This window comes from Gimesia aquarii (assembly GCF_007748195.1).
Classification (GTDB): Bacteria; Planctomycetota; Planctomycetia; order Planctomycetales; family Planctomycetaceae; genus Gimesia; species Gimesia aquarii.
Window position 1 is genome coordinate 4770548 of sequence record NZ_CP037920.1, and the last position, 16526, is coordinate 4787073.

Here is a 16526-nt window from a genome sequence, read left to right on the forward strand (position 1 = left end):
TCAGATTTTATGAACGGGTGAAGAAGATTCCATTTCGGACAGAGCCATTTCCTGTTTCAAATTTTTGATTGCTGCAAGAGAAAACTGTAGAACGTGTTCAATTAAACATTCGACATCGTAATGAGTGTTTTTTTCTTCATTGCCTAACATCAAGGTCACCAGACTTTCAGAGACACGGTAAAACTGGCATTGAGCAGCGATACTGAAAACACACTGCATACGACGATACTCAGGGACTTCTTCGCCCAGCATCTCCTGCAATATGGAATCTGCGATATTTACAAAAGGACGAAAGTGTTCTTGAATAAGATGCTCGCAGGCCTTGGTTGGCTCCAATACCTCACGCATAATCAAATGGTTACTCCAGGAATCCGTTCCTAACATCCTCATCACCAATGTAGTGACCCAGTCTCGAAGTTTTTGTTCGGGAGAAGTGTCAGAGGACCACTCTGGAAGCGGTGCACGAGAAATCCCCATCTCTTTTGCGAGACGGATCACTTCCAGATAAAGTTGTTCTTTATCTCCAAAGTAATAATTCACGCTAGCAAGATTCACGTCTGCTTTCTGACAGATTTCGCGCACAGTCGCTTTCTCAAACCCCTTTTCTGAAAAAACGGGCCCTGCTACTTCAAGTAATTTGTCACGAACATTAAATGATGACATATAGAAAGTTCCATCTCTTTTTAGCGCATGAGACTTAACTTGACCACACAATCTAAATCGATAAAGCAATGATATTTAAAACACTGTTTCAAACAATTGTATTAAACAAGCGTTTAAAATCAATTGCAATTTTTAAAATGCAACTTATCTCAAATCAAAATATATACATATGACGATTTCAAAAAAGCTAAAAGAGAGAAAATTTGCGAGACATTCTGAATTCGAATGCGGAAGACGAATATTGAAAAAATGTCGATTCCCGCTTTTTAGCCAGTCAGCCGCTCAGGGCCATCTTCTCGAATCGAAAAGTGTTGAAAACCACTCGCATCCAGGCGCTGCCTTAAGAGTTCTTTCCAGAGCGGTTCTCGGAGACCATTCAATACACCATATAAGACCGTACCGATCGTTAAGCTGGCAACTTCGACCACGCTCATCGGAAGCGAAAACTGCTTTAGGTCTGCGAAGATCTCATCCGCACTACAGTATTCGCCAAATTTATGACCGGAGTACATAAACTCTACACCAGAGAAGTCTTTGCTCCATTCATAATCGAATGGACCAAACTCCTTCCTGCGATGAAGAACCCAAAAACAGGTTCCATTAAAGCGAATACTGTGAGTACCTCTCAAAACTTCTAATCCTTCAACAAATTGAATGATTCTGAGTCTCATTGAAAAATGACTCTATTGTTCTTGAAGAACTAAACCGAACGATCAATCATACGGAATCGACTCATCTTTGCGAAGTCCGTTTTATGAACCCCTGCTCCACTTTTTCTGTCCCTACAAACCTCTGATTTAAACGGTATCCATAAGAGACCCAGCAATATACAACAAAAAAAGACGATCATAAGTCGATAACTCACCAGAACTTGCTATTATTAAACACATACTCAAAAAAGTCGTGCGCATTTAATCAATCCAGGATCCATGAAACAAACTGAACCATACAAGGTCGCGTTGGACATTGTCCGCAAATTACGGAATGCAGGTTACCAAGCTCTCTGGGCGGGAGGCTGTGTTCGCGACCTGCTACTGGGAAAAAAACCACAGGACTACGATGTCGCGACCAATGCTCTACCAGATGAGGTTCGTAAATTGTTTGGGAAACGGCAAACTTTAGCCGTAGGCGCCAGTTTTGGCGTCATTATCGTCCGCGGTCCACATTCAGACTGTGATGTTGAAGTAGCCACGTTTCGTAGTGAAGGCCCCTATCTTGACGGGCGGCGTCCGGAACACGTGACGTTTACGACAGCTGAAGAAGATGCCCACCGTCGTGACTTTACCATCAACGGCATGTTTTATGATCCCCTTACTGAGTCAGTCTATGATTACGTGGGAGGACAATCCGACCTTAATCAGCAAATCATTCGTGCCATTGGAAATCCGCTGAAACGGATGCAGGAAGATAAACTTCGGCTGCTACGCGCAATTCGTTTTGCTTCCACACTTGAGTTTCGTCTGGATCAGGTCACATTTGAAGCAATTCAAACAATGGCGAATGAAATCTGTGTAGTGAGCCCGGAACGGATTTCCGGTGAATTAAGAAAAATGCTGCTTCACCCCAATCGCAGTTATGCAATTGAACTTGTTCAGAGTTCCGAATTGTTAAAATCAATTATTCCTGAATTAGCTCCCTTATGGGAAGATCCAGAAAAACAGCCTTTGTGGGACCAAACACTTCTTCGTCTGAAAGGTCTCACACTCATCAATTTTGAGCTGTCATTCGCTACCTTATTATTGGATTTGCCTCACGAAGATAGCACCCATCAGCTCGATATCATTCATGATATTTGCAAACGACTTCGCTTTTCCAATCATGAAACCTCTCTGATTTACTGGTTGATTCAGCATCGAAACAGTCTGGAAAGCGCCCCATCATTCAAGCTCTCACGACTCAAACGACTTTTGGCTCATAAAAATTGTCCCTACCTGATTGAACTGGTCAAAGCGGATCTTACTTCTCAAAAACAACCTCTGGACGACCTTGAATTTTGTTGTCAGTATCGAGATCATACACCCACTGAAGTTTTGAATCCTCCTCCGCTCATCACAGGCAATGACTTGATTGAGTTTGGAATCAAATCAGGTCCTGAATTCAAGGAACTACTCAATAAAATTCAAGATGCTCAGCTAGATGAAATCATTCATACAAAAGAGGAAGCCTTTGCCCTGCTTTCCCGATTGCATCAGAACTAAACGAGCATTCTACTAATTCAAATCAACATCACACTAAAGGCGTATTTATGACAGACTCCATTCGTATCGGCATTATTGGTGCTGGTGCCGTCTCCGACTACCATCATGTCCCTGGCATTGATCTCGATCCGCGAGCAGAACTGGCTGCGATTTGTGATCCTAACTCAGAACTACTGGCACAGCGCCAATCCGATTGGGGAAAAACCAAAGCCAGCACTAAGTATCAAGAAATTGCTGACGATCCTGAAATCGACGCGGTCATCATCGCCACTCCCAACTTTACACATCATGAAATCGCACTGGCTTGCATTCGAGGGGGAAAACATGTGATGTGTGAAAAGCCCTTGGGATTAAATTATACGGAATCGGCTGAAATGTATCGGGCCGCTCGCGATACCAACCTGCGACACATGACGGCATTCACATATCGCTTCGCCCCTTCCATGCGCTATGTGAAACATCTTGTGGAATCAGGAGCACTGGGGACTCCCCGTCACTTCCGTAGCCAACGCTTTCTCGATTGGCCTGAATCAAGCTGGGGCTGGCGACAAAGTAAAAAGTTAGCCGGAGCCGGTGACCTGTTTGATATGACAATTCACCGCATCGACTTTGCCCAGGATTTACTTGGTCCGATTAAAAGCATTTGTGGTGCAGTTGCGCAATTTGTTCCGCGAGACAAAACTGCAGAAGGTCAACCTTGCGAACCATCTGAAGTTGATGACTGGTCTTCCTTAATCGGACAATTCGAAAATGGTGCAGTTGGAGTCTGGGAAGGGAGTACGTTAATGAAAGGCTATCACAATGATGGTTTTGGTTATGAATGGGCAGAAGTAAATGGCTCCGAAGGTTCCGCCGCCTATCAATTGACAGACCCCAATAACATCTTGATCGGTAAGCCTGGACAAACGATGGAAAAACTTCCGGTACCGGATGAATTTCTGGTTATTGAAGGCAGTCCACGCAAGCCACATGAGGGTGTGCCTAGTACCGTATTCCGTTACGATTTGGTCTACGAATTTGTGTCAGCCATTCTGGAAGAACGGGACGCCATCCCTGGTTTTGATCATGGGGCTTCAGCTCAACTTGTCGCTGACTCCGTACTGGAATCGTTTGAGAAACGCACATGGATCGACATTCAATGCAATTTATAAGTTTCAGAATGTCAGTTGATAGCGAATCATCCCCGTGGGAGAGACATCATAATTGCCGTTGTTCGATAAATATTCCAGCTTACGATTAAACACATAACCAATTTCAAACTGGCTCACCATTCCATTGGTATGCTTTGTCTCGATTCCGCCAATCAATCTTAGATCATTGTATGTCACAACGTCATCAACTGCCGTTCCTGCACGACGAATCGCCCACGAACCACCCCCAAATTCACCAGCCACATACAACCAACGTTCTCGCGCCTCACTCTTCTCGATACGATAAGTGAACTTGGGTTTTGGAAAAATAAGCTCAAGACGTGATCCTTCACTAAACCACATGATCATACCGGCAGCAGGTAATAATTTGAGATCTTCACGATCGATATAAACCACCCCAAACACAAACTGTTTGGAACGTGAGTGCATGTAATAGGCGAGCCCTCTTCCCGTAATTCTGAGAGAATCAGTCGTCACGTTTTTAAAATCGCTATAAACCCCAGGTGCTACTTCGAGTTCATATGACCATTTTTCGTTGAATTTATTAAACCAACGAAAGGCAACCGAGGTATCGTAGACCCGAGCCGGTAAATCAGTTCGTACAGGACCATCCAAATAATGCACGCCAAACCGGGGTGTGATGGTGAATCCTTCATAGCGAGGTAGTTCCAAAGCTTCGGATAAACTCAGGCTGAAAATTCCTAGATCATCACCTGTACCAGGTAACCAGGTCACATTGGCCGTGGCACGTTTATGAGAAATTAATGGCACAAACGTTTCGCATTCGAGACATTCATCTTCCGACTCACTCCAGGAATCGTCGGATTCCAACAATTGGGGAGGAATTCCTAACGCCTCACGGGCTTCTGCGTCTAAAACTTCGGGAACTTGAGGCGACTGGCTGATTTGCTTGATATCCTGATCACGCGGTGCAAATATCGTTTGGTGACGACGATAAGACTCAAGATTTGTTGCTTTCTTTGCTCCCAACTCAGAAAGTCTTCCCTGAGCATAAGCAAAACGACCAGTCACACTGCTCAATACAATCACTGATGTAACTATCAGGAGAAAAACAGCCTTCAAAGACTGAAATGGCATAACTGAGTCTTCCAAATGAATAATTAACCAGGTACGTAAATTCTATCTGGTGGAGTTCTACCACCATGGGTAGTTGTCAGAACTAATGGGGAGAGGTCAAAAGAATAGAGAGATGTAGAGGCAAGAAATATCAAGGAAACACAAATGGGTCAACCCGAATCCAGAGTATACGCTTCTCTTAAGGACTCTGAAAAATGCCCTGCTCTGATCGTTGCCCCCTGTTTCAATAGATGTTAGAATCAGATACCGAAGACAGGAAATATACATAAGAACAATACTATACTTTCATTTTTACCAGGAATACACAAGAAATGGGACGTGTTGAAAAAGGGCGCGAACTGGCCCAACGTCGAATCCGGAAGCATAAACTGAAACAACTTCGGGAAAAATTCGCCAAGGCAAAAGACTCTGCGGAAAAAGAAGCGATCAAAGAAAAAGTTCGCAAGATCAGCCCTTTTGTTGTATTAGAAGAATCTGCCTGAGATCCCTTCTTATTATCGATCATTGAAGTAGACGCTCGCTTTATTGAAGTGAGCGTCATTTTTTCTTGCGCTGAGGGGATAATTGAAATGACTGACTTCAATTCAACTCACAACCGAGCAGTCTGGTTCGATATACCCGTGGCTGACCTTGATCGAGCTGCAGCATTTTATTCAGCAGTTCTTTCGGTAAAAGTTCATTGCGAACAATTCAACGAAACTCGATTCGGCGTTTTGGGTCATGAGCAGGGAAATGGCGGTTGTTTGATCCTCGATGAATCGGCAATCTCGGCTGACAAAGGGATCCTAGTTTATATGAATGTCGATCATCGTATTCGGGATGCCGTAACGCAGGCCGAAGCCAAGGGAGGAAAAGTGATCGAACCGATTCACTCTATTGGTCCGCATGGCTTTCGGGCTCTCATTCTCGACAGCGAGGGAAATCGTCTCGCGTTACATTCTAATTCTGATAAATAAAAAATCACAGCTTAAGAGACTAACCCCAAAACTGTGATTCAAATAATAACCAAATTGATCTTGAACCGTTACTTTTCAGAGAACAGGTACAATCCTTCATGTGCATTCACATAAATTGTGGCACCTTCTGAAAATTCTCCCGACAGTAACTTATTCGCAAGTTCATTCTGGATATTCTGCTGAATGGTACGCTTTAAAGGACGCGCTCCATAGGTGGGGTCATAACCTTCTTCCGCTAACAAATCTTTAGCGGCATCAGAGACTTCCAATGTATATCCATTCTCTTCCACTAAAGCGGCTAAATTCTTTAATTGTAATTCCACAATCTGGCGAATTTCTTCACGTCCGAGCGGATGGAAGACAATCGCTTCATCAATTCGATTTAGGAATTCAGGTAAAAACTCGCGCTGCAGTGCATCCATCACACGGCTATGGATCAACTGCTCATCCTCCTTACCAGATAAATCCATAATCGTCTGACTGCCAATGTTAGACGTCATCACGACAATTGTATTTGAGAAATCAACAGTTCGCCCGTGGCTATCTGTCAATCGCCCATCATCGAGTAATTGCAAGAGAATGTTAAACACATCACGGTGTGCCTTCTCTACTTCATCCAACAAGATGACAGAATAAGGCTGGCGTCGTACCGCTTCCGTCAATCGCCCCCCTTCTTCGTAACCGACATATCCTGGAGGCGCACCAATGAGTCTTGCCACGGAATGTTTCTCCATGAATTCACTCATGTCGATGCGAATCATGTTGCGTTCGTCATCAAACAGAAATCCGGCAAGTGCCTTACATAATTCCGTTTTTCCCACCCCCGTGGGTCCCAGGAACATGAATGAACCGATGGGACGACTCTGATCCTGTAAACCGGAACGAGAACGTCTGACCGCATTGGAAACCGCTTCAACAGCTTCGTTCTGATTGATCATTCGCTGATGGATTTCCTCTTCCATTCTCAGTAATTTTGCCCGTTCGCCCTGTAACATTTTCGAAATGGGAATCCCGGTCCACATACTGATCACCTTAGCAATATCTTCCGGCGTCACTTCCTCACGCAACAAGCGTTCGCCACCGACATCGCCGAGTTCTGTAACCCGTTCTTCCATTTCTGACAAGCGTTTGCGAGCTGTATTTAACTCCTGTTCTGCATTATAAGCAGTTGTAAAGTCTTCATTGGAATTTGTTTGTTGCGCTCGATTAAATGCCTGTTCATAAGCTGTATTCAATCGATCAATCTCTTCCTTCAATGGCTGTAAACCAGACAAGGCTTCCTTCTCGGTTTCCCAACGGGTCTTTAGCGCATTGACGCTCTCCTCACGGTCGGCGATCTGTTTTCTTAATTCTTCCAGACGCTCTTTACTATCCGCCGTCGTTTCCGTTGCCAGAGCCGTCGCTTCAATTTGCATTCGAGTTAATTGACGAGTTGCCTCGTCAATTTCAGCAGGCATCGAATCCATTTCCATCCGCAAATGGCTAGCTGCCTCATCCACTAAGTCGATGGCTTTATCGGGTAGAAAACGATCGTTGATATAACGGTCCGATAATGTCGCTGCATTGATTAACGCATCATCCATAATGCGCACTCCATGATGCGTTTCGTAGCGTTCTTTTAAGCCACGCAAGATGGAAATTGTGTCTTCCACAGTCGGTTCCTGTACCATCACCGGTTGAAAACGTCGCTCTAAAGCAGGGTCTTTTTCGATATGCTTGCGGTATTCGTCGAGAGTCGTGGCTCCCACACAATGCAATTCTCCGCGTGCTAATGCCGGTTTCAATAAATTGGAAGCATCCGCGCCCCCTTCTGCTGCCCCTGCTCCCACAACTGTATGCAATTCATCAATAAACAGGATGATCTCCCCCTTGGCCTGTTCGATTTCTTTAAGAACTGCCTTCAAACGATCCTCAAATTCACCACGGTATTTCGTGCCCGCTATGAGTGCCCCCATATCTAGAGCAATCACCCGTTTATTTTTAAGATTCTGGGGGACATCGCCAATCACAATACGATGTGCGAGCCCTTCAACAATTGCTGTTTTTCCAACTCCCGCTTCACCAATCAAAACCGGATTATTTTTTCGACGACGGGATAAAATTTGAATGACCCGTCGAATTTCCTGATCGCGGCCAATCACCGGATCGATTTTTCCCTGCCGTGCCAGTTCCACAAGATCTTTACCGTATTGCTCCAGCGATTGGTATTTTTCCTCGGGACTTTGATCAGTCACTCGTTGACCACCACGTACGGCCTGCAAAGCCGACAACACATCGTCTTCTTCAATGCCATTTAATTCCAAAAGACGTTTTGCCTGATCATCTACAGTAGTAAAAGCCAACAGCAGATGTTCTGTCGAGACAAAATCATCCTGCATCTGATCAGCACGATCCTGAGCAGCCTGAAGGACCTGAAGCAACGCCTGACCAATACCCACCTGAGACATGGCTCCGGTTACTTTAGGAAGGCGTTGAATTTCGTCATCTACCATTTTTTGAAGCTGAGGAAGATTGGCACCAATCTTTTGAATCAGAGGTTTCACAACACCTTGTTCTTCGTCCAACAGCGCTTTGAGCAAATGCAAAGGCTTAATTTCCTGTTGGCCAAAATCTTCAGCCGTTTGCTGGGCACGCTGTACTGCCTCTTGAGCTTTTACAGTCAACTTTTCAAATCGAAACGCCATAATGCTCCTCCAATTCTTTTCCAATATTGCGCAGCAACTCAACAGCTTGGATTATCTTTCTGAATAACCAGCTGACAAGTAATGTTTTTAGGAATTTAGTTTTTTGTTTAAGGAACAGGCCCAGTGAGGTGGGAAAAAATGAACCTGCTAATCTACATGACTACAAAAAAATTATTATGTAAAACAAAATATATTAAGTAGGAAAGGTCTTATTTACTCAGAAGTTGGGAACTCAGAATGAAACCTGAGCTCCCGTCTCCTATTCTCGATAAAGCACTAAAACGAAATCTGTTCTAGTCTTTTTTCTCAAATTCTGCATCAATTACATCTTCTTCCTCAGCGGGAGCAGCAGCGTCTCCGCCCTCGGCGGAAGTACCATCGGCTCCTGCAGCTTGGCTCTCTTTATACATCTGCTCTGTGAAAGCATGAGTAGCCTGCTGTAATTCCTCGCAGGCAGTGTTGATCGCCGCTGCATCTTCAGTACCGATCGCATCGTTCACTTTTTTCACTGATGCCTCAATCGCTGACTTGGAAGAATCATCAATTTTCTCAGCGTGTTCTTTCAACAGTTTCTCTACTTCATAAATCAGTCGAGACCCATTATTCTTGGCTTCAGCCAACTCGAATTTCTTCTTGTCTTCATCGGCGTGGGCTTCTGCCTGTTTCTGCATCTCTTCAATTTCGGTTTCAGACAAACCACTGGACTGTTCAATCCTGACAGAAGTTTCCTTACCTGTAGCAACATCTTTTGCCGAGACATTTAAAATTCCATTTACATCAATATCAAATACCACTTTAATCTGTGGAACTCCACGAGGTGCTGGTGGAATTTCTTCCAGATTAAACTGCCCCAACAATCGGTTGTCGGTAGCCATCTGCCGTTCTCCTTGGAAAACGCGGACTGTAACGGCAGTTTGGTTGTCGGCAGCGGTTGAAAATACTTGGTCCTTGGTCACAGGAATGGTTGTGTTACGTTCAACCAGTTTCGTCATTACGCCGCCTTCGGTTTCGATTCCCAAAGACAGCGGAGTGACATCCAGCAACACAACATCCTGGACATCGCCAGAAATAATACCACCTTGAATAGCAGCACCAATAGAAACCACCTCGTCAGGATTGACTCCCTTGTGTGGCTCTTTCCCAAATATTTTCTTAACGAATTCCTGAACTTTGGGAACACGCGTTGATCCACCAACCAACACAACTTCATCGATTTGGCTCGAATCAAGTCCTGCATCCTTCATTGCCTGCTCGACTGGCTTCCGACAGCGTTCAACAAGAGGATCGATCAACTTCTCAAACTCAGAACGGGTAATCGCCATTTGTAAGTGTTTTGCGCCTGAACTATCCGCAGTAATAAACGGCAGATTAATATCTGTCGATTGTGAAGAAGACAATTCTTTCTTTGCTTTTTCGGCGGCTTCGCGCAAACGCTGTAACGCCATCGCATCATCTCGCAGATCTATTCCCTGCTCCTTCTTGAACGCATCTGCAATATGATTGATCAACTCTTCGTCAAAGTCGTCTCCCCCCAGATGACCATCACCGTTCGTACTTAGAGTTTCAATGATTTCGTCGCCGACTTCCAAAACGGAAACGTCAAACGTTCCACCCCCAAAGTCGAACACGACAATTTTTTCGTCGTTCTTCTTTTCCAAACCGTAGGCCAGTGCAGCGGCTGTCGGCTCATTGATGATACGCGAGACTTCCAAACCAGAAATCTGGCCCGCGTCTTTGGTCGCTTGTCGTTGAGCATCATTGAAATAAGCGGGAACAGTAACGACCGCTTTGTTGACTTTATGTCCCAGATAGCTTTCTGCGGCTTCTTTCAATTTCCGTAGAATCGAAGCTGAAATTTCTGGCGGGGTGTAGGTTTTACTACCTGCCTCTATTTTGACATAGTCCTCAGGTCCACCAATAATTTTATAGGGTACGATCTTTTCTTCACTCTGTACTTCATTGTGCCGACGTCCCATAAATCGCTTTACGGAATAAACGGTATTCTTGGGATTGGTCACAGCCTGACGTTTTGCAGGCTCTCCCACGAGCGTCTCTCCTTTATCGGTAAAAGCGACAACACTAGGGGTAATCCGATTCCCTTCCAGGTTAGGAATCACTTTGGCTTCCCCACCTTCCATAATCGAAACCACTGAGTTTGTAGTTCCCAAATCAATTCCGATGATCTTTTCACCTTGAGACGACATTCGAGTTTCCCCTCTTTCTTTATTCCTAATTCAGATCTGTACTAGACACAGTCTCAAAACGAAATCCAATGTCATGTACATCAATCATGTGCTTCTTATGATTTCAATCAGTGAGCTAGCTGGAAACCAGCTGATTACTTACTTAGCAATGTACGTGCCAAGCCGATTTTAACATCTAACACAAAACTCTAAACAACTTAATAATAAACACTTACAAACCAAATAGTTTTCGCTAACCGAAAATTCAAACCATAAAGAATGCCATATTGGCACCCTCAATAACCAAGCCTGCCTGCACGTCAGAATGACATATTGGCAGTTTATATAAACAAGCTCTTAGAATAAACGCTAAACACTTCAGAGGTAAGGCTCAACCGCTTGACAGCCCTTAATTACGGCGGTACAAACTAGAACAATTGAAGACTAAGTTGATTTTTTTTGAAAATCAATTCAAACAGTATATAAAGTTTTCAGTTTTCGTCTGACAACCTAAATGCTTGTTAGGTAATGTCTTACAATTTTTAAAAAAGATTATTGATCGGGAGAAATCCCAAACTGAGAAGCTCTGAAGGGATTGTAATCCAATTGTGAAACTGGCAGTAAGCATCAAGGCACGACCAGGGAGGGCATGTGATCTGGCTGCGGTTAATTTTCTGAGAGACAGAAACGAGACTCACATCCTGAAAGATTCCGATGGCCAAGAAAAAAGCGGTTAAAAAAGCCACCTCAACAAGCAAATCGAAGGCGGCAGTAAAAAAACAACCAGCCCAAAAGCAACCAGCACGAAAAAGCAGTAGCAGTAAAAGAAACCCGGCCTCAATACAGTCCGAGTTAAAGAAAATTGACCGTGAAATTGTAAAATTGGTCAACAAACGCTGCTCAATGACGATAAAACAGATCAAGTCAGATCCTGATCCACGGGCTGCCATGTTTGACCCCAAGTCAGACGAAGAACTTCGTGAATTCATTGAAAAGCTGAATTCATCCGGTCCACTCACAAATAATGCGGTTCGAGGAATCTTCCGGCAAATTTTAAGTTCTGCTCGCAGACAAATCCACCCACAGCGAGTTGCCTATCTTGGACCAGCGTATAGCTATACCCATTTGGCAGCACTGGAGCGTTTTGGTGAAGAAGCTGACATGGTTCCCGTGAATACTATTGGTGCTGTCTTTGAAGAAGTAAATCGGAGTAACACGGAATTTGGTGTAGTACCTATCGAAAACAGCACTGATGGACGTGTTGTCGACACACTCGATATGTTTACCAGACTTCCTCTCAGAATTTGTGGAGAAGTTCTGATTGCTGTTCATCACAACCTGCTAGCACGTTGTGAACGTAGTGAAATCACGGAAATCTATAGTAAACCACAAGCACTTTCCCAGTGTCGTGAGTGGCTTTCGAGAAATATGCCCCAAGCACACTTACATGAAGTGACCAGCACTTCAACTGCAGCCCAACTAGCTGCGACGAAACCAGGTGCAGCTGCCGTTGCCAGCCATCAAGCGTCAGTCGAATATGATCTTCAAATTATCGTCGAAGGAATAGAAGATAACACCAACAATGTAACCCGTTTTGCTGTCATCGGCGAAGAAGTCTGTGAACCAACGGGCAAAGATCGAACTGCCATTCTGGTGCAAATTGCTCATAAAGCGGGTTCGCTGGCCGATACCCTGCAAATCTTCAAAAAGAACAAAGTCAATCTTACCTGGATCGAATCTTTTCCCTTGCGAGGTGAAGAACCAGGATATCTCTTCTTTATTGACTTTGAAGGACATATTCAGGAAGCCCACATCAAAAGAACCATTAGTGAACTCGAAAAACGAGTGGTGCGTCTGGAAACAATGGGTTCTTATCCACGCAGTGGCATTTTGGAATAACCCCCTTTTTTTCTACCAGTTTCCTCGATCTTTCCAGATAATTCATGAAATCGAGCCAATAAGAGCTACATTTCAGGTTTTTCAGCTGGGATCCTTGAATCACTGCTTCTGAATCAATAACTTATCCAGCACGAAACGTCCTCTCTGAATTCAAAATTCCGTATGCCGATGCTCAACAATACGGATAATTTCTCCTTCTCTTTCTCATTGAAAGCGAAAGAGAATACAAGAAATGTTTAAATGACAGAGAACCTTCAGCACATTACTTCATTTAATTACAGGATAAATCATGCGTCGCTTTCTTGTAGCTGGTAACTGGAAAATGAATACTACCAAAGACTCCGGATCACAATTGGCCCAAGCTTTGGCAGCTGAAGTTCCAAAAGAAAAGACAGCAGTTGAAGTGCTGGTTTGCCCTCCCTTTCCTTACCTGAGCACAATCGGTGATATCGTAAATGGAACGGGAGTCGGTTTTGGTGCTCAAAATTGTTATCATGAATCGCCAGGGGCATTCACGGGCGAAATTTCAACTGAAATGCTCTCTGATGTGGGTTGTCGCTCAGTCATACTGGGACATAGTGAACGACGACATATCCTCAAAGAAACTGACGCTGATATTAATTTAAAAGTAAAAAAAGCCCTCGATGCAGGACTTCAGGTTGTTTTGTGCGTCGGAGAGCTGCAAAGTGAACGTGAATCTGAACAGACCGAGGCTGTCCTCGACACCCAGATGACAGGTGGCTTGGAAGGTGTTAACTCAGCTGCCTTCGACAAAATTGTGATTGCTTATGAACCAGTCTGGGCAATCGGAACTGGCTTGACTGCCACTCCCGATCAGGCAGAAGCGGCCCATCAGTATCTCAGAAACTGGCTCAAAGATCACTACTCTGCAGAGATTGCTGATTCAACGCGAATTCTCTATGGGGGCAGCGTCAAACCTGATAATGCGAAAGAATTACTCTCTCAGGAAAATGTGGATGGAGCCCTGGTTGGGGGAGCCAGCTTGAAAGCTGAGCTTTTTATCCCTATTATTCAGGCAGCCGTTGAACTAGCAGAGAGTTAATTTAAGCTGGCAATTTCTCTCGATTCGTCTCTACTCGAGTTACAGAATCGATTTACAGATCGTAGCTTACTAAGGTATGATACGCTGAAATTATCGTTTCTTCTCAGAAAATCGCCCACACTATATTAAATAAATTTCATTTGAAATCGCCACTATAGGATAACACAATGCTGCTTTCATACTTGATGATGACCCTGTTGATGTTCTTAGGGATTCTTTTGATCATCATTATCCTGCTACAAAAAGGACGCGGTGGTGGATTGGCAGGTGCCTTCGGTGGCTCTGGTGGACAGAGTGCTTTAGGAACCAAAGCCGGTGATGTGTTTACCAAAATCACAGTCATCATGGCAGTCATCTGGGTCATCTTAGCTGGTGTATCCGGAATCGTGGCCAGAAATAATTCTGGCAGGTTTACAGGAGGCTCTGCGGCTGTGACTTCTGATAAAACAGAAATGAAGCCAGGTGAAGAGAATGCTCAGGATCCACCAATGACTGAAGCACCAGAAGATCCAAAATTCAATACAGACCTCAAAGACAAAAAAGAAGCTGAGGCTCCCTCAGAGTCACAGACAAAACCAGCTCCAAAAGCTGACGAAAAATCATCCACAACGAAATCAGAAGAAAAAACGGATACAGCCAAACCCAAAGATGCCACTACACCTGCAGAGAAAAAACAGGATACCCCTGCAGAAACTGAGAAGCCTAAGTCTGAACCAAAATCGAACTAGTCTTCGCGGCATAAATGAAATCAATTTAATGAGAGACTGTTCTCTTAACTTCCATCGATTCCTGTTTTCAGAAAAGAGTGTGTTGTGCTGCTAGGCATGACTGGTTTTGGAAGTTCGACAGCAGAAGATGACCGATTATCGGTCCAAGCTGAAATTCGAACTGTCAACAACCGTTATTTAAAAATATCGACCCGTTACCCGGATTTTTACGCAAAGCTTGGCAGTCAGATTGAAAAGCAATTGCGAAGTTCGATTACGCGCGGAACGGTTAATCTCACACTGAAAATCAATCATCTTGATCGAACGAGTGATTATTTACTGGATGAAGAGGTTGTCAAACAGTATTGGGAACAGCTGAAAAATATCACTCAGGCCTGTCACCTTCCACTTCCGGATGATCTTAATAGTCTGCTTTCCTTGCCTGGGGCTGTTCTTGACAACGACTCGAAATCACACACACCTGAATCGGATTGGCCACTGATCGAAAAAGCACTTCGGGAAGCATTGGAAGATTTAACAGAATTCCGCAAAAAGGAAGGTGAGTCAGCACAAGCCGATCTTCTTGCCAGTAATCAGATAATCTGTGAACAACTAAAGATCGTAAAAGAAATTGCGCCACGTGTCGTTACCAACTATCGAGATCGTTTGCATCAGAGACTAAGCGATTTGCTCCAAGACCAGGAAGTCGACCTTGATTCAGACAGCCTGATTCGGGAAGTCAGCCTGTTTGCAGATCGCTCTGACATCAATGAAGAACTCAGTCGTCTGGATTGCCACCTGGAACAATTTGATACAATATTGAACGGCTCAACATCCCAGGGTAAAAAGCTGGAGTTTCTGGTTCAGGAAATGTTTCGAGAAATCAATACCATCGGATCTAAAGCCAATGATGTTGAAATCTCGCATGCTGTGATCGAGATGAAACTTGCTGTCGAGAAGATTCGAGAAAACGTTCAAAACGTAGAATAACATATAAATTTGTCCATAAATATTGAATATCGAGACGACACAGGGATCGCTCTGGAGTTTTGTAACGTGTCAAATCCTCAAGCAGAAATACCAATCGTCGTACTCTCTGGACCGACTGCCAGCGGTAAAACCACGATCGTAAAACGGCTATTACAGGAGTCTCCTGTCAAATTGATCAAAGCCATCTCAGCCACGACCCGTCCAATACGTAACGGAGAAATTGATGGCCAGGACTACTATTTCCTGACGCCAGAAGAATTTGAGGAACGACGGAAAAATAACGAATTACTTGAGTGCGAACAGGTACATGGGTTGGGATACTGGTACGGTACGTTAAAATCGGAAGTAGATCGCGCAGCCAAAGAAGGTGGCTGGCCCTTTCTCGAAATAGATGTTCAAGGTACATTGAAGCTTAAACAACAGTTTCCACAGACAATGACGCTGTTTGTCAGAACAAGTTCTGATGAAGAATATGAAAAGCGAATTCGGGATCGAGGAACGGAATCAGAAGAAATTATCGAAAAACGGCTCGCAACGATCCGCAAGGAGTTGGAGCTGGCCGAGTATTATAATCATGTCATTATTAATGACGAACTGGATCGGGCTGTCAATAAAATTGGCACCATCCTGAAACAACGGGAGCAAGAAATCAATGCTGGAAGAATTTAAGGAAGAAGAGATCGTTAACAAAGTTGGCGGTCGGTTTAAATTGTCTTCGCTTATTCAGAAACGAATCGTCGCTCTCAACCGAGGGGCACGACCACTGGTTGAGATGCAAACTAAAAATCATATTGAAGTGGTCGTCAAAGAGATCATGGAAGATAAGATCTATCTGGATCAATCAGGCGAAGTTGCGATCAATGATGATGGAAGTCCATTAGATGCAGTCGAATTTGATGATGCAGGTCCTACACTCGAAGATCTGATTTAATTG

General features: G+C 44.1%; 15 protein-coding genes. 10 read left to right on the top strand and 5 right to left on the bottom strand.

The features are described 5' to 3' along the window. Nucleotides 1–663, bottom strand: coding sequence for a TetR/AcrR family transcriptional regulator (locus V144x_RS18480; RefSeq protein WP_144986924.1), 663 nt, complete (start codon nucleotides 661–663; stop codon nucleotides 1–3). 266 nt (nucleotides 664–929) lie between these two features. Beyond that, entirely contained in the window at nucleotides 930–1334 is a 405-nt protein-coding gene (locus tag V144x_RS18485) for a hypothetical protein (RefSeq protein WP_232102575.1), read from the bottom strand. Nucleotides 1335–1592: 258 nt separating this feature from the next. Between V144x_RS18485 and V144x_RS18490 the strand changes: the two genes are divergently transcribed. Together V144x_RS18490 and V144x_RS18495 are read left to right on the top strand one after the other, a co-directional pair. After that, nucleotides 1593–2861, top strand: coding sequence for a CCA tRNA nucleotidyltransferase (locus V144x_RS18490; RefSeq protein ID WP_144986926.1), 1269 nt, complete (start codon nucleotides 1593–1595; stop codon nucleotides 2859–2861). A gap of 47 nt (nucleotides 2862–2908) precedes the next feature. Continuing rightward, a complete protein-coding gene (locus V144x_RS18495; protein WP_144986928.1) occupies nucleotides 2909–4012 on the top strand; it encodes a Gfo/Idh/MocA family protein in 1104 nt (367 codons plus the stop codon). 3 nt (nucleotides 4013–4015) lie between these two features. Here the strand turns inward: V144x_RS18495 and V144x_RS18500 are convergent, their stop codons facing one another. Next, on the bottom strand, nucleotides 4016–5110 hold the full coding sequence (locus tag V144x_RS18500; RefSeq protein ID WP_144986930.1) for a DUF6268 family outer membrane beta-barrel protein: 1095 nt from the start codon (nucleotides 5108–5110) through the stop codon (nucleotides 4016–4018). 311 nt (nucleotides 5111–5421) lie between these two features. Between V144x_RS18500 and V144x_RS28440 the strand changes: the two genes are divergently transcribed. Next, entirely contained in the window at nucleotides 5422–5592 is a 171-nt protein-coding gene (locus V144x_RS28440) for a DUF6800 family protein (RefSeq protein WP_197992865.1), read from the top strand. Nucleotides 5593–5679: 87 nt separating this feature from the next. Then, the gene (locus V144x_RS18505; RefSeq protein ID WP_144986932.1) at nucleotides 5680–6066 is read left to right on the top strand and encodes a VOC family protein; all 387 of its coding nucleotides are present in this window, start codon (nucleotides 5680–5682) and stop codon (nucleotides 6064–6066) included. Nucleotides 6067–6134: 68 nt separating this feature from the next. Here the strand turns inward: V144x_RS18505 and clpB are convergent, their stop codons facing one another. Both clpB and dnaK read right to left on the bottom strand, forming a co-directional pair. Beyond that, nucleotides 6135–8750, bottom strand: coding sequence for an ATP-dependent chaperone ClpB (clpB, locus tag V144x_RS18510; RefSeq protein ID WP_144986934.1), 2616 nt, complete (start codon nucleotides 8748–8750; stop codon nucleotides 6135–6137). Between the two features lie 293 nt (nucleotides 8751–9043). Then, the gene (dnaK, locus tag V144x_RS18515; protein ID WP_144986936.1) at nucleotides 9044–10954 is read right to left on the bottom strand and encodes a molecular chaperone DnaK; all 1911 of its coding nucleotides are present in this window, start codon (nucleotides 10952–10954) and stop codon (nucleotides 9044–9046) included. Nucleotides 10955–11647: 693 nt separating this feature from the next. Here dnaK and pheA point away from each other — a divergent pair. From pheA to V144x_RS18545, 6 genes are all read left to right on the top strand, one after another. After that, a complete protein-coding gene (gene pheA / locus V144x_RS18520) occupies nucleotides 11648–12832 on the top strand; it encodes a prephenate dehydratase (RefSeq protein ID WP_144986938.1) in 1185 nt (394 codons plus the stop codon). Between the two features lie 289 nt (nucleotides 12833–13121). Continuing rightward, complete coding sequence (gene tpiA / locus V144x_RS18525; RefSeq protein WP_197998505.1) at nucleotides 13122–13895, top strand: triose-phosphate isomerase; 774 nt, start codon at nucleotides 13122–13124, stop codon at nucleotides 13893–13895. Between the two features lie 167 nt (nucleotides 13896–14062). Then, nucleotides 14063–14623, top strand: a complete 561-nt coding sequence (gene secG / locus V144x_RS18530; RefSeq protein WP_144986942.1) for a preprotein translocase subunit SecG — start codon at nucleotides 14063–14065, stop codon at nucleotides 14621–14623. Nucleotides 14624–14707: 84 nt separating this feature from the next. Further along, a complete protein-coding gene (locus tag V144x_RS18535; protein ID WP_144986944.1) occupies nucleotides 14708–15592 on the top strand; it encodes a YicC/YloC family endoribonuclease in 885 nt (294 codons plus the stop codon). A gap of 66 nt (nucleotides 15593–15658) precedes the next feature. Further along, on the top strand, nucleotides 15659–16261 hold the full coding sequence (gene gmk, locus V144x_RS18540) for a guanylate kinase (RefSeq protein WP_144986945.1): 603 nt from the start codon (nucleotides 15659–15661) through the stop codon (nucleotides 16259–16261). Beyond that, nucleotides 16245–16523, top strand: a complete 279-nt coding sequence (locus V144x_RS18545) for a DNA-directed RNA polymerase subunit omega (protein ID WP_144986948.1) — start codon at nucleotides 16245–16247, stop codon at nucleotides 16521–16523. Before gmk ends, V144x_RS18545 begins: the two co-directional genes overlap by 17 nt. Nucleotides 16524–16526: the final 3 nt, after the last annotated feature.